Annotated in this window: 12 protein-coding genes and 1 rRNA gene; 9 read left to right on the top strand and 4 right to left on the bottom strand. The window is 64.5% G+C overall.

What is annotated here, in order from left to right:
• A 5S ribosomal RNA gene (gene rrf / locus HK353_RS05000) occupies nt 1-106 on the top strand; the annotation flags it as partial.
• Between the two features lie 183 nt (nt 107-289).
• Nucleotides 290-685: a hypothetical protein gene (locus tag HK353_RS04995; RefSeq protein WP_173153186.1), complete on the top strand. Its 396-nt coding sequence runs from the start codon at nt 290-292 to the stop codon at nt 683-685.
• Between the two features lie 206 nt (nt 686-891).
• On the opposite strand, the gene HK353_RS04990 is transcribed toward HK353_RS04995, so the two are convergent.
• The gene (locus tag HK353_RS04990) at nt 892-1,218 is read right to left on the bottom strand and encodes a hypothetical protein (protein ID WP_173153183.1); all 327 of its coding nucleotides are present in this window, start codon (nt 1,216-1,218) and stop codon (nt 892-894) included.
• 559 nt (nt 1,219-1,777) lie between these two features.
• Here HK353_RS04990 and HK353_RS04985 point away from each other — a divergent pair.
• Nucleotides 1,778-3,589 (top strand): BCCT family transporter, encoded by a 1,812-nt coding sequence (locus HK353_RS04985; RefSeq protein ID WP_173153180.1) that lies wholly within the window; start codon nt 1,778-1,780, stop codon nt 3,587-3,589.
• A gap of 147 nt (nt 3,590-3,736) precedes the next feature.
• On the opposite strand, the gene HK353_RS04980 is transcribed toward HK353_RS04985, so the two are convergent.
• The 3 genes from HK353_RS04980 to HK353_RS04970 all read right to left on the bottom strand — a co-directional run bounded on the left by HK353_RS04980 (nt 3,737) and on the right by HK353_RS04970 (nt 8,173).
• Nucleotides 3,737-5,299, bottom strand: coding sequence for a GMC oxidoreductase (locus HK353_RS04980; RefSeq protein WP_173153177.1), 1,563 nt, complete (start codon nt 5,297-5,299; stop codon nt 3,737-3,739).
• Nucleotides 5,300-5,347: 48 nt separating this feature from the next.
• Nucleotides 5,348-6,826, bottom strand: a complete 1,479-nt coding sequence (locus HK353_RS04975; RefSeq protein WP_173153174.1) for an aldehyde dehydrogenase family protein — start codon at nt 6,824-6,826, stop codon at nt 5,348-5,350.
• A gap of 699 nt (nt 6,827-7,525) precedes the next feature.
• Entirely contained in the window at nt 7,526-8,173 is a 648-nt protein-coding gene (locus tag HK353_RS04970; RefSeq protein ID WP_173153171.1) for a hypothetical protein, read from the bottom strand.
• A gap of 237 nt (nt 8,174-8,410) precedes the next feature.
• Between HK353_RS04970 and HK353_RS04965 the strand changes: the two genes are divergently transcribed.
• From HK353_RS04965 to recN, 6 genes are read left to right on the top strand one after another with little or no spacing between them, the layout of a single operon-like run.
• Complete coding sequence (locus HK353_RS04965; RefSeq protein WP_245395775.1) at nt 8,411-9,337, top strand: hypothetical protein; 927 nt, start codon at nt 8,411-8,413, stop codon at nt 9,335-9,337.
• On the top strand, nt 9,334-10,311 hold the full coding sequence (locus HK353_RS04960) for an HAD-IIA family hydrolase (RefSeq protein ID WP_342589820.1): 978 nt from the start codon (nt 9,334-9,336) through the stop codon (nt 10,309-10,311). Before HK353_RS04965 ends, HK353_RS04960 begins: the two co-directional genes overlap by 4 nt.
• The gene (locus HK353_RS16930; protein ID WP_245395774.1) at nt 10,308-10,526 is read left to right on the top strand and encodes a hypothetical protein; all 219 of its coding nucleotides are present in this window, start codon (nt 10,308-10,310) and stop codon (nt 10,524-10,526) included. Before HK353_RS04960 ends, HK353_RS16930 begins: the two co-directional genes overlap by 4 nt.
• Nucleotides 10,523-11,329, top strand: a complete 807-nt coding sequence (locus HK353_RS04955) for a TlyA family RNA methyltransferase (protein WP_342589819.1) — start codon at nt 10,523-10,525, stop codon at nt 11,327-11,329. The genes HK353_RS16930 and HK353_RS04955 overlap by 4 nt, the downstream gene beginning before the upstream one ends.
• Nucleotides 11,326-12,267, top strand: coding sequence for an NAD kinase (locus tag HK353_RS04950; RefSeq protein ID WP_180345671.1), 942 nt, complete (start codon nt 11,326-11,328; stop codon nt 12,265-12,267). The genes HK353_RS04955 and HK353_RS04950 overlap by 4 nt, the downstream gene beginning before the upstream one ends.
• Nucleotides 12,268-13,971, top strand: coding sequence for a DNA repair protein RecN (gene recN / locus HK353_RS04945; RefSeq protein WP_173153166.1), 1,704 nt, complete (start codon nt 12,268-12,270; stop codon nt 13,969-13,971).
• Nucleotides 13,972-13,979 lie beyond the last annotated feature (8 nt).

Raw genomic sequence — 13,979 nt, 5'->3', positions numbered from 1 at the left:
GTGGTGGGGAAACGCCCGGTTAACCGTTCCGATCCCGGTAGCTAAGCCCATTCGCGCTGATGGTACTGCAACTTGGTGGTTGTGGGAGAGTAAGTGACTGCCGCAATATTTTTTAAGGGTGGTGGCCTCGTCCAACTGTGTTGGGTGGGGCCATTACTGTATTCACGTACTGGTGCTTTCGCGTGTGGGTGTGATTGCTGGTGCTTGTTGCTACCTGACGGCGGCCCAGCAACCCCGCGCCAGGTAGCAGTACCCCCGTCAGGTAGTAATTAGGGGAGGAGGGGATGGGATGGAGACGAAGACAATTGACGCTCTCAGAACCGAGCTTGCTCGCGACGGTGAGGTCGCGATCGGGTTCAACCGGGCGAAACAGTTTCTGCGGAACCCTGCCGGTTTTCTCGGGTTGCGCCGTTCCTCTCCGCCCGCACCACAGGTGATCGTCAACAACTTCGGTCTGTGGGCTGCCGTGGACGGATTCCCCGAAGGCGGCGTGCCATGGGCCCGTATTCTCGAAGTCCACATCACCAAGGTGAACGTCAGCTCCTATATCGACGTGAGCATCAGAACTCCGGCCACGCCTGACCGGAGGCGGACCCTGCGCCTCCCGCATATGCTCACGGTCGATCCTGAAGTCCTCGCCAAATGGATCGTTATGGAACTGATGGAACGCGGCAACCCGATCTGACGTTGCGACCAGCGGTCAAATGACGGCCATCAAGCCGGTGGCCCACCGGACAGATCCCTCCGGATAGGTGGACGCGCGAACTCCCTCTGAAGTCCAAATGCTTGTCGATAGATGTTTTGCATGTCACGATGAAACTGTCCGCTGGGTCGGATGCAAGTGAATAGCGACATCCGAATAGACAGCAAGGGAGAGACCGCATGAACGCATCAACCATCATCTGGATCGTCGTCGCCATCGTCGTGGTCCTGATCATCGTCGGGATCATCATCGCAGTCAGCCGCAAGGCGGCAGCGAAGAAGCGCGAACACCAGCGGCAAGAGGCCGCGCAGATTCGGCAGGAGGCTGCCGAATCCGAACATGATGTTCGTGCTCGAGAAGCCGAAGTCGAAAAGCAGAGAGCAGAGGCAAAGCGCGCAAAAGCCGAAGCCGATGCTCGAGCTGCTGAAGCTGATCGTCAGGCGGCACAGGCCGAGCAGCTGGATTCTCAGGCTGCGAAACGCGAAGAAGCTGTGAAAGCCGAACGGATCGAGCACGACCGCAGGTTGAAACATGCCGACGAACTGGACCCGGATACACCTCGTGGTGCCGGTGACGCTCGTCGTGCAGACAACTCGGGTTCCGCTGGGGCGGCTGGGGCTCATGGGATGTCGACGAACCACCAGACTGAGCACCGTCGCGACGAAACCGCATCGGAGACCGGGCGGCGGCCAGACGAACCGGTCCAGCGAACCGAGGAACCGCTGGCCGAGGAGTACGATCCTCGAGTCGACCAACGCGGCACTCAAGACCCATACGCTCGCGGCGATCGGAGGGTGGATCCGCTCGATGACGGAGGGGACCCCGAAGCTCCGAGGCACTGACACATCGTCGGCCTGAGTCAGATGAGACGGTGCCCGAACCACCCACGGTTCGGGCACCGTCTCGTTGGTCTCGGACCTCCGGGCACTGCAAGCGATCGTGCTTCGCATGGGAAGGCCGCCTCCGCGCGGGTTCTCGCTCGAGCGCAGTGAGACGTATTCGTGACAAGCGGTTGCGTTGAAATCGATTGATGCTTCTGTAGTGTGTACGGCAAGATCCTAAGGAAGGCACCCTATGCTCGATAAGCTGCACGACGCACTTCGACTCCGCACCAACCCGGCCATCTTCTTCTCCTCAGCGGCCGTGATCATCATCTTCGTCCTCGGGACGATCTTCTTCACCGATCAGCTCGACGCAGGCGTCTCGGTCGCCTCGGATTGGCTGCTGACGAACCTCGGCTGGTTCTACATCCTCGGCGTCACCGTCTTCGTCGCGTTCCTCATCTACATCGCCGCCTCCCGCTACGGGCGAGCGAAACTCGGCCCTGACGACGAACCGCCGGAGCATTCCAACGGCGCCTGGTTCGCCATGCTCTTCGCCGCCGGCATCGGCTCGATCCTCATGTTCTGGGGCGTTGCCGAACCCGTCAGCCACTTCGGCGATCCACCGCGTGCTTCCCTCGGCATCGAACCGGGCACGCCTGCCGCCGCGGTAGATGCCATGAACTTCACGTACTATCACTTCACCCTGCACACCTGGGCGATCTTCACCCTGCCCGCGCTGTGCTTCGCCTACTTCATCCACAAGAGGAACCTGCCGCCGCGCGTGAGCTCGATCTTCCAGCCCATCCTCGGTGAGAAGATCCACGGTCCCATCGGCAAGACAATCGATGTCGTCGCCATCATCGGCACCGTCTTCGGCATCGCCGTTTCGATCGGTCTGGGTACGCTGCAGATCAACGGCGGTCTCGCCCAGGTCATCGGCATCCCCGAGAACGCTCTGTGGCAGCTGATCATCATCGGCGTCGTCTGCGGACTCGCCACGATCTCGGTCTCGCTGGGCCTCGACAAAGGCATCAAGGTCCTGTCGAACCTCAACATCGTCGTGGCTGTGCTGCTGCTCGTCTTCATCGTCGTCTTCGGCCCGACCCTGTTCATGGCCAAGGGCGTTTTCGAATCCCTCGGCACCTACATCCAACAGCTGCCCGAACTCGCGCTGTGGAACGACACATTCGCCAACACCGGCTGGCAGAACACCTGGACGGTCTTCTATTGGGCGTGGACGATCACCTGGTCGCCGTTCGTCGGCATCTTCATCGCCCGCATCTCCCGCGGACGCACCATCCGCCAGTTCGTCATCGGCGTACTCGCCATCCCCTCCGCCTTCTCGATCCTGTGGTTCGGCATCTTCGGCTACGCCTCATTCGACATCGAGCTCAACCAAGGCGGAGGACTGGTCGACCGAGTCGTCGACCAGGGAGACATCCCGGGAGCGCTGTTCGCGTTCCTCGACCACTACCCGCTGGCCGGACCTGTGTCGGTGATCGCGATCGTCCTCGTGGTGATCTTCTTCGTCACCTCGGTCGACTCCGCGGCTCTCGTGGTGGACACGATGAACAACGGCCATGAGGACTTCAACCCGCTGCCGCAGCGCATCTTCTGGGCCCTTGCCGTCGCCGTCGTCACGGCGGCACTGCTCGTGTTCTCCGGCTCGGGAGGGCTCGAAGCGCTGCAGTCGACGATCATCCTCGTCGGGCTGCCGTTCTTCATCATCGCCTACTTCCAGATCTACGCTCTCATGCGAGCCCTGCGCGAGGATGCGGGCGTTCTGCCGCGGGTGCGCATGCGCCGTTGGAAGAAGGTCCTGCCACCCGAGGAGGTCGAACGCCGACAGGGCGGAGACGAACAGTTCGGTCACGAATACGACGATGATGAGGAAGTCGTCACCGAACCCGAAGCGGTCGAACCGGCACCGAAGTTCCGTGACCCCTATGTCGAAATCCCTCGCGAGAAGAAGGGACGCCGTGAGGGGACGCTGGCCACCCGCACTGGCAGCCGTGCGACCAGCCACGGTCAAGGTAAGGGCGGGGACGCTGGCACCGACTGAGGCGGTTGACCGAGCTCGGGCATGACGAAGGGGGCGCTGCGATCGCAGCGCCCCCTTCGTTTCGGGTCTGGGCCGAAGTTCCCACTCTGGTCATTGAGTCAGCACAGGGCCGCCTCGGTGATCGGGAATTCAGACGATCGGGTCAGATCACTGACCGTTCTTGATCATCTCCGCGCACTTCTCACCCATCATCATCACGGTGATGTTCGGGTTGACCGTGGTGATCTCCGGCATCGCCGAGGCATCGACGACGCGCAGACGGTTGACACCCTTGACCCGCAGCTGCGGATCCAGCGGCGACATCTCGTCATCAGGAGCACCCATGCGAGCCGTGCCGACCGGGTGGTAGACGGTGTTGTGGGTGCGGGTGATGTAGTCGGCGATCTGCTCGTCGGTCTGGACGTCCTTGCCGGGGAACAGCTCTTCGCCGGCCCACTCGGACATGGCGTCCTGGGCGATGATCTCGCGGGCCTTCTTGATGCCGGCGACCATGACGCGCATGTCATGGCCTTCCGGATCGGTGAAGTATCGGGGGTCGACCTTCGGCTTGTCACGGAAGTCCTTCGAGCGCAGGCGCACGGTGCCGCGCGACTTCGCATGAGTGACATTCGGAGTGAGGCAGAAGGAGTTCTCCGAGGTCTTGTAGCCCTGCCGCAGGGTGTGCATATCGAAGGGCACCGAACCGTAGTGCATCATCAGGTCCGGACGGTCGAGCCCGTCCTCGGTGGGGGAGAAGATGCCGATCTCCCACCACTGGGTGGAATCCTCGACCATCGGCTTCTTGGCCTCCCACGAGATGACGCCCTCCGGATGATCGCCCAGGTGCTCGCCGACTCCCGGCGAATCCACGCGAGCTTCGATGCCGACCTCGGCGAGGTGGGCCTTCGGGCCGATGCCCGAGAGCATGAGCAGCTGCGGGGTGTTGATCGCGCCGGAGGAGACGATGACTTCCTTCTTCGCCTCGATCCGGTTGGTCTTGCCGAAGGCATTGTTGACCACGAGCACAGCCGTGCAGTTGTCGTCCTCGTCGAACTCGAGCTCCTTGGCCTGAGTGTCGGTGAGGATCGTGAGGTTCTCACGGTCGAGGATCGGGTGGAGGTAGGACACCGAGGAGGATGACCGGGTGCCGTCGTCCTTGCGGTTGACCTGGAAGAAGTTCGCACCGTTGATGACGGTCTGACCCTCGTTGAACTGCACACGGGGGATGCCGGCCTGCTCACAGGCGTCGAGGAGCGCAACACCACAGGGATCGACCGGGGGCACATTCATCAGACGGACGGGGCCGTCATGGCCGTGGTGGTCACCGGGCAGCTCATTGTTCTCGAGCTTCTTGTACAGGCCGAAGGTGTCCTTCGAACCCCATCCGGCTGCGCCGTGCTTCTCTTCCCACTCGTCGAGATCCTCGCGCGGAGCCCAGAATGCGATGCATGAGTTGTGGGAGGAGCAGCCGCCGAGCACCTTGGCCCGGGCGTGGCGCATGTACGAGTTGCCGTTCTCCTGCTCTTCGATCGGGTAGTCCCAGTCGTAGCCGGATTCGAGGAGCTCCATCCAGCGGTTGAGCTCAAGGACGACGTCCTTATCCGTGTCGGTGGGTCCGGCTTCGAGCAGTCCGACGGTGACTTCGGGGTCCTCGCTCAGTCGGGCCGCGACCGCTGCGCCGGCGGAGCCGCCGCCGACGACGACGTAATCAAAGCTATGAGTAGTCTTCACTGTTCATCTCTCCTTAAACTGCGGTATTCGTCTGCAGGCTGCGGCGGATCACTTGGTGTGATCGGGGAACCAGCCGGTGACTGCCGGCTCGAGGTTCTGGTAGATGTGCTTGGCTTCCTGGTATTCGGCCAGACCAGTGGGGCCGAGCTCGCGACCGAAGCCGGACTGCTTGTAACCGCCCCATTCGGCCTGCGGCAGGTAGGGGTGGAAGTCGTTGATCCAGATGGTGCCATGGCGTAGACGCTGAGCGACCAGCTGGGTCTTGCCCGCATCCTGGCTCCACACTGCTCCGGCCAGACCGTAGTAGGTGTCATTGGCGATCTCGACAGCCTCATCGACAGTGGAGAAGGTCTCGACGGTGACGACAGGACCGAAGGCCTCATCGGAGACGACGGACATTCCGCGCTTGACCTGGTCGAGCACGGTCGGCAGGTAGTAGAACCCGTTCTCCAGGTCACCTTCGCCGAACTTGCCGCCGCAGCGCAGACGCGCACCTTCGGCGATGCCCTTCTCCACATAGGCGTGCACCTTATCGCGGTGTGCTGCGGAGATCAGGGGACCGGTCTCGGCGTTCTCATCGAAGGGACCGCCGAGGCGGATCTGCTCGGCACGCTCGACGAGGCGGTTGACGAATTCCTCGGCGATGGATTCTTCGACGATGAGTCGGGCACCGGCCGAGCACACCTGACCGGAGTGGACGAAGGCGCCGTTGAGCGCATTGTCCAGAGCTGCATCGAAGTCGGCATCGGCGAAGATGACGTTCGGGTTCTTGCCGCCGAGCTCTAGGGCGATCTTCTTGATCGAGTCGGCGGCGTTGCGGAACAGCAGTCGACCGGTGACGAGTCCACCGGTGAACGAGACCATGTCGATGTCCTCATGCGTCGAAAGCGGAGCACCGGCATCGGCACCCGCACCGAGGATGAGGTTGCCGACTCCAGCTGGCAGACCGAGCTCTTCGAGCACCTGCATGGTGAGGATCGCCGTGTGCGGGGTGAGTTCGGCAGGCTTGAGGATGAAGGTGTTGCCGGCGGCGATGGCCGGGGCGATCTTCCACGCGGCCTGCAGCAGCGGGTAGTTCCACGGGGTGATGAGCGCGCAGACGCCGACGGGCTCGTGCACGATCTTCGATGCAACGGTGTCGGTGCCGGCGTCGACGACGCGGCCGGCATCGTTGGCGGCGAGCTTGCCGAAGTAGTCGAAGCAGTTTGCGATGTCGTCCATGTCGATCTGCGATTCGACGAAGCGCTTGCCGGTGTCGAGGGACTCGGCACGCGCGAATTCGTCCTTGCGCTCACGCAGAGCGGAGGCGAACTTCAGCAGCAGGTCGCCGCGTTCGCTGGCGGGCACGGAGGACCAGACACCGGAGTCGAAGGCACGGCGAGCGGCCTTGATCGCCAGCTCGGTATCCTCAGGGCTGGCTTCGTCCACCTCGGCGACGAAGCTGCCGTCGGCCGGGTTATGGATCTTTCGGGTTCCACCGTTGACGGCTGAAACCCACTGTCCGTCGATGAAGAGTGTGTTTGGCACGATTTCTCCTATTCCTAGCGGGTGAATGGTTGTGCGATCTGAAGGGCCGAGCGCGCAGTCGCTGCCGTGGAGCCTGAGATGTCGGGGAGTTTCCGGACTGCCGCAGAACTGCCGTTCGACTGGCGATGCGAAGTGCTCCGGCGGCATTCATTCACATGCTTCCGGCAATCACAATAGGCGAAATCAGGGGCCGAATGCGCAATCCGATGATGCTGGTCACACCGGCAGGTGATCTTGGTCATCACATGGCGGGGGACGGCGGCGGCCCTGGGGGACAGGCAGGCACTAACCGCAATGGGGGACATGCAGGCAACGGGGCCGGAAATTCTGATCGTGGAATCGCGGAGACATCCGTCATCCGCACAATGAGCTTCCACGTCAGGTGTCATTCGTCCCCTGGTGTCGAGGCGGCGCGGACATCCGCTGCCGCCGAACCTCTTCGATTGCCGTCGGCCGTTCCACTGGATTCGCCTTGATTCTAACAGAGCGCTGAGGCGGTGACCTGGGCGTTGACCCACAGAACAACGGGCACGGTGCTGAGGGGAATCGAGGTGCTGACGTGTCCCCGCCCACACGGCGACGAAGCGGTGAGTGGACTAGAATAGAGCGGAACACCGAAAAGACATCATAGGGAGAATCGTGGCCCAAGGGGATTCGCGAGACAGCCAGGACAACCGCCGCGCAGATGGCGGTCACCGCTCAGATCGCGACAACAATCGCAACCGTCGACCGGACAACCGGGACGGTCGCGGGCCACGCCAGTCCGACCGCCGAGGCGGCTACCAGGGCAATCGTCGCAACGACGATGATCGCCGAGGCGGATTCAACCGAGATCGCCGTAACGGTGATGACCGCCGGGGTGGGTACCAAGGTAGTCGTCGCAACGACGACGACCGTCGGGCTGGCTACCAGGGCAACCGTCGCAACGACGACGATCGCCGAGGATACGGTCAGAACCGCAGGAATGACGATGATCGTCATGGTGGCTTCAACCGGAATCGCCGTGATGACGATCGTCATGGTGGCTTCAACCGGAATCGCCGTGATGACGATCGCCGTGGCGGATTCAATCGAGATCGTCGCGATGACGACCGTCGCGGTGGCTACCAGGGCAATCGTCGTAACGACGATGATCGCCGAGGCGGCTATGGTCAGAACCGCCGCAACGATGATGATCGTCGTGGCGGATTCAATCGAGATCGTCGTGAGAGAGATGACCGCCGAGGTGGGTACCAAGGTAATCGTCGCAACAACGACGACCGCCGCGGTGGCTACCAGGGCAATCGTCGGAACGATGACGACCGCCGAGGCGGCTTCAACCGGGATCGTCGTGATGGTGACGATCACCGGGGCGGCTACCGCGGAAACCGACGGGATGACAACCGCGGAGGCCGCGGCGGCTACGGTCGCAACGACAACGATCGCCGTGCATCCCGCAAGACCGACACCGGCGACTACGCACGCGAACAGCGTGCCCGCCGTCCGCGCATTCAGGAACCCGAGATTCCCGAGGGCGTCACCGGCCGTGAACTCGACAAAGAGATCTCGTCACAGCTGCGTTCCCTCGACAAAGAGAACGCCGACATGGTCGCCAAGCACCTCGTCGCCGCAGGCGGGCTGCTCGACCTCGACCCGGAACGCGCCCACGAACACGCCAAGGCCGCTATGGCCCGCGCCGGTCGTGTCGCCGTCGTCCGCGAAGCACTCGGCATCGCCGCGTACTACGTGGAGAACTATGACGAAGCCGTCCGCGAACTGCGCACCCATCGCCGCATCTCCGGTTCGAATGACAACATCGCGCTGATCGCCGACGCCGAACGCGGTCGCGGCAAGCCCGAGAAGGCCATCGAGCTGCTGAAGAACGCAGAAGAGCTCGACCTCGACAACGATACCCGCACCGAACTCGTCATCGTCGCGGCCGGCGCCAAGTCCGACCTCGACGACATCGCCGGTGCGCGCCGACTCATCGAAGCCGAGGACTTCACCCAGAAGCCCGGCGGCGGACTGGTCCGTCTCATGGCCGCCTACGCCGAGGTGCTGCGCATCGACGGCGAAACGGAACTCGCCGACAAGTACGAAGAGCTCTCCCGCCGGACGGCCAAGGCGACCGGCACCCTGTTCGGCGACGAAGAGCCCGACCTCAACGCCGGCGTTGAAATCGAAACAGTCGAAGAAGTCGAGGACGACCCTGAGGCTGCCGACGCTGAAACCGCTGAGACGGCCGAAGCCGAAGTAGGCTCGGCCAGCGAGCCCGAAGCTAAGACACCGCAGACGGAATCCGACGCTGTCGACGCTTCCGCGGAGGGAGCAGAAGCTGGGGCCGGCACCGAGGCTCCAGCCGCAGCGCCGAAGTCGAAGACACATGTCTCGGCAAAGGAACTGAAGTCGGTCAAGGTCTCCGACGATGAGATCGAAGCCGAACTCGACGAGATCCTCGCCGATGCAGAAGCCGACGCCGACGCAGGCTCCGAGCCCGACGCAACAGCAGCCGAGGCCGACGGAGAGCAGTGACACTGACCGCTGAACAGCACAACTCAGCAGATGGGCGCCTGCCCGAATCATCGGGCACGCCCATCGACTGCGTCCTGTTCGACCTCGACGGAGTGGTCTACCACGGCACCCACGCCGTCGATGGCGCCGTCGACGGCATCAATTGGCTCCACTCCCAGTCGATCCCGGTCAACTACGTCACGAACAACGCCACTCGCACGGCCGCAGCCACCGCCGAGAAGATCACCGGAATGGGCGTCGACGCCTCTGCGGACGAAGTGACCACCTCGGCGCAGGTGCTCGCCGAACGCTTAGCCGAACGTTTCGGGCCGGGCGCCCGCGTCCACCTCCTCGGCACGACCGGACTGCGGGTCGCACTCGAAGAGGCGGGCCTCGAGATCACCGACTCACTCGACGCGTCACCCGTCGCCGTCGCACAGGGACTCGACCCGGAGATCGACTACGCGAAGATCGTCCGCACCTGCGACATCATCCGCTCGGGCGCCGAATGGTGGGCGAGCAACCCCGACTTCTCCCTCCTCACAGAAACCGGGAAAGTCCCCGGCAACGGTGCCTTCGTCGATCTCATCGCCCGACTCACCGACGCCGCCCCAGTCATCGTCGGCAAACCTGCACCGCACATGATGAACTTCGCAGCCGGCCGCCTCGGCGCGCACCGGCCCCTCATGGTCGGCGACCGCCTCAACACCGATATCGCAGGCGGCTGTGCCGCCGGCATCGACACCGCCCTCGTCCTCACCGGAATCCACGACATCCACGATGCCCTGCGTGCCGGCCCGGAGCGTCGACCGACGTTCATCCTGCCGAATCTGCGCGGACTCGAAGCGCTCATCACCGGCACCGACCGCGGCGAGTCCGCCCGGATCGAAGCCGAACTCCGCCGAGCCTGGGCAGCCATCGATGCGGGGGAGACCGACGCCGAGGCGGTCCTGGCCGAAGGACGCCTGCCCCGCCGGATCGGAGGGGACAAATGAGCGAGACCCCGACACCCGGACCGACTCCTGGCACGAACTCGACCCCGACAGCCGGCCCTGCTTCTGCCCCGACACCCGCCTCGGTGAGCGGGGACGTGCCGATCGAGACCTGGCGGTCCAGCCTCGCCGAGGCCAAAGAAGCACCGGCGGCCGAGCGGCACGAACGTCTCAACTCCCTGCTGGGCGACCTCGACGCGCAGGTGGGCTCCTTGTGAGCAGACTCGACCGGGCACTCGTCGACCGCGGGCTGCTGAACTCCCGCTCTCGCGCCGCCCGTGAAATCGCCGCCGGTCGCGTCAGCGTCAACGGCCGCACCGCGACCAAGGCCTCCCAAGAGGTGAGGGACACCGACGACGTCACCGTCACCGAACCCGACCCCTGGGTCGCCCGCAGCGCCCACAAACTCCTCGGCGCGCTCGAGGCTTTCGACCTCACCGACCGACTTCAGGGTCTGACGGCCCTCGATGCAGGCGCCTCCACCGGAGGCTTCACCCAAGTCCTCCTCCATCACGATGTCGCACACGTCTGGGCCGTCGACGTCGGCCACGATCAACTCGCGACCATCCTCCGCGACGACCCGCGCGTCCACGTCCGCGAAGGACTCAACCTCCGCGAACTGACCGACTCCGACGTACCGACCGTCGACCTCGTCGTCGCCGACGTCTCCTTCATCTCTCTGCGCCTGCTCATCGGACCGCTGCTGGCCGCGACCGCCGCGACGGGGGAACTCCTCCTCATGGTCAAACCCCAATTCGAACTGGCACGAGCATCGCTGGACAAACACGGCGTCGTCACCAGCAGGGAGAAACGCCGCCGCGCCATCGACTCCGTCCTCGACGCCGTGAGAGAACACGCCGGACGCGTCACCGACATCTCACCCTCACCGCTGCCGGGCCCCAGCGGGAACCGAGAGTACTTCCTGCGTGTTCGCCCAGGCCGAACACATCACCAGTCCGATAGGCTCGATCAAGCAGACATCCCCGCCCACCTGGACGAAATGATGAGAGGAGAGTCGTGACCAGACACATCATGGTGCTGCTGCACCCCCAACGTGATGAGTCGGCCGTGGCCGCCGTCAGCGTGTTCAAGGCCCTCCTCGACGACGGAGTCACCCCCGTCGTCCTCTCCGATGAGATCGTCGGCATCCGTGCCCGCCAGGCCGAGGCCGTCGACGACGAACCCATCCTCAACCACTGCGTCATCATCGACCCCTCCGAACTCGGTGAGTGGAAGAACGCCTGCGAACTCGTCATCGTCCTCGGCGGCGACGGCACGATCCTGCGCGCCGCCGAACGCTTCCACGGGTCCGGTGCCCCGCTCATGGGCATCAACTTGGGCCATGTCGGCTTCCTCGCCGAAAGTGAGAAGGAAGACCTCGCCGAGGCGGTCCACCGCGCCTCCCAACGTGACTATTCCGTCGAGGAGCGGCTCGCGCTCGACGTGTCCGTGTGGCACGAAGGCGAGAACATCTTCAACGCCTGGGCACTCAACGAGGTAACCATCGAGAAGACCTCGAAATCCCGGATGATCGACGTCGTCCTCGGCGTCGACGCCCGCCCCGTGTCCTCCTTCGGCTGCGACGGCGTCATCCTCGCCACCCCCACCGGCTCGACCGCGTACTCGTTCTCCGCAGGCGGACCCATCGTCTGGCCCGAGGTCGAAGCACTCATCCTCGTCCCGATCTCCGCCCACGCCCTGTTCTCCAAACCGCTCGTCGTCAACCCGACCTCCCGCCTCGGCGTGGAGATCTCCCAGATGAACCCCGAATTCTCCGCAGTGCTGTGGTGCGACGGCCGCCGCGCCCTCGAACTGCCGTCCGGGGCCCGCGTGGAAGCCACCCGCTCGAAATCACCGATCCGGCTCGCGCGCCTCCACACCGGCCCCTTCACCGACCGACTCGTTGCGAAGTTCCGCCTGCCCGTCTCCGGCTGGCGAGGACCGATCAAGGAGGCCTGAATGATCTCCGAACTGCGCATCTCCCACCTCGGCGTCATCGCCGAGGCCGCCGTCGAACTCGACACCGGCTTCACCGTCGTCACCGGTGAGACCGGTGCGGGAAAGACCATGTTCGTCTCCGCCCTGTCCCTGCTCATGGGCCGCAAGGTCGGCTCCGGAGTCGTGCGCAAAGGCGCAGAGAAAGCCGAAGTCGAAGGCATCTTCACCGATGTGGCCGAACCCGTGCGCGAACGCATCATTGATGCCGGCGGCAGTGCCGACGACGAAGCGATCATCTCCCGCACCGTGGCGCTCAAGGGCCGTGCCCGAGCCACCGCCGGCGGCCGCACCGTGCCGATCTCCGTGCTCACCGACATCTCCTCCGACCTCATCACCCTCCACGGCCAATCCGAACAGCTGCGCCTCAAAGGCGCCGCCCAACAGCGTCACCTCCTCGACGCCGCCGGTGGCACTGCTCTCGCCGAGGTGGCCGATCGTTACCGTGCCGCCTTCGAGAACTGGCGCGAGACCGAAGCCCGCGTCAGCCGCATCAAAGACTCCACCGCCGCCCGCCGCGAGCGCATCCTGTGGCTGCGCGGCTGCCTGGAGACCATCGACAAGGTCCGCCCCGAACCCGGCGAAGACGAGACCCTGGCCGCGCAGTCGGCGAAACTCGGTGCCGCCGCCGAGATCACCCGCGCCGTCGGCGCCGCCCACGACCTGCTGCTCGGTTCCGAAATCGACGATGCCGGCGCCGCCGTCGACCTCGTCCACCAGGCCATCAGCACGATCGCCGATGTCGAAGGCTCCGACAAGGAACTCGTCACCATCCGCGAAGCCCTCGGCGACGCCGTGCTGCGCCTCTCCGACTCCGCCGCGGAACTGTCGAACTACCTCTCCGGTTTCGACGAACTCGGCGAAACATCGCTGGAAGAGACCGAAGCACGACGCGCGGAACTCGGCACCCTGGCTCCCTACGGTCAAGACGTCGCCGAAGTCCTCGACTTCGAAACCCGCTCGGCCGCGGAACTCGCCGAACTCGAAGCCGAGGACCGCGACCTCGACGGACTCGACGCCGAACTCGACTCAGCTCGCGAGACCATGGAGGCGGCCGCCTCGGCGCTCACCGAGATCCGCAAGGCCACCGCGGACGAATTCTCCGCAGCGGTCAGCGAAGAGCTCACCGCCCTGTCGATGCCGAAAGCTACGGTGGCCTTCGAGATCTCCGAACGCGAACCCACCACCCACGGGGCCGACGAGGTCCGGCTGACCTTCGCCGCCCACGAATCCTCGATCCCCGACGACATCGCGAAGATCGCCAGCGGCGGCGAGCTCTCCCGCGTCATGCTCGCCATCGAAGTCGTCCGAGCCGCCAGCGAATCCATCCCCACCTACGTCTTCGACGAAGTCGACGCCGGGGTCGGCGGAAAAGCGGCCGTGGAGATCGGCCGTCGGCTGGCCAAACTCGCCCAGGGTGCTCAGGTCATCGTCGTCACCCACCTGCCGCAGGTCGCCGCCTGGGCCGACACCCACGTGACCATCGTCAAGGACGATGACGCCGAGACCGTGCGCTCCGGCGTGCAGGAACTGACCGACGGAGAACGCGTCGTCGAACTCTCCCGCATGTTGGCGGGCATGGACGACTCCGCCTCGGCGAAGGCCCACGCGGCCGAACTGCTCGACAACGCTCGGCAGGTCAAGGAGGCCGGCGTTGGCAGCAGATGAGAGAATGG

The sequence above is a fragment of the Brevibacterium permense genome, from assembly GCF_013280495.1.
Lineage (GTDB): Bacteria > Actinomycetota > Actinomycetes > Actinomycetales > Brevibacteriaceae > Brevibacterium > Brevibacterium permense.
The sequence above is the reverse complement of the archived record's forward strand: the minus strand, read 5'-3'. Positions and strand labels throughout refer to the sequence as shown.

What these genes read in the sequence shown, in the direction of transcription:
- HK353_RS04995 (WP_173153186.1), top strand. Translation starts at nt 290, where the DNA reads ATGGAGACGAAGACAATTGACGCTCTCAGAACCGAGCTTGCTCGCGAC.
- HK353_RS04985 (WP_173153180.1), top strand. Translation starts at nt 1,778, where the DNA reads ATGCTCGATAAGCTGCACGACGCACTTCGACTCCGCACCAACCCGGCC.
- HK353_RS04965 (WP_245395775.1), top strand. Translation starts at nt 8,411, where the DNA reads ATGGTCGCCAAGCACCTCGTCGCCGCAGGCGGGCTGCTCGACCTCGAC.
- HK353_RS16930 (WP_245395774.1), top strand. Translation starts at nt 10,308, where the DNA reads ATGAGCGAGACCCCGACACCCGGACCGACTCCTGGCACGAACTCGACC.
- recN (WP_173153166.1), top strand. Translation starts at nt 12,268, where the DNA reads ATGATCTCCGAACTGCGCATCTCCCACCTCGGCGTCATCGCCGAGGCC.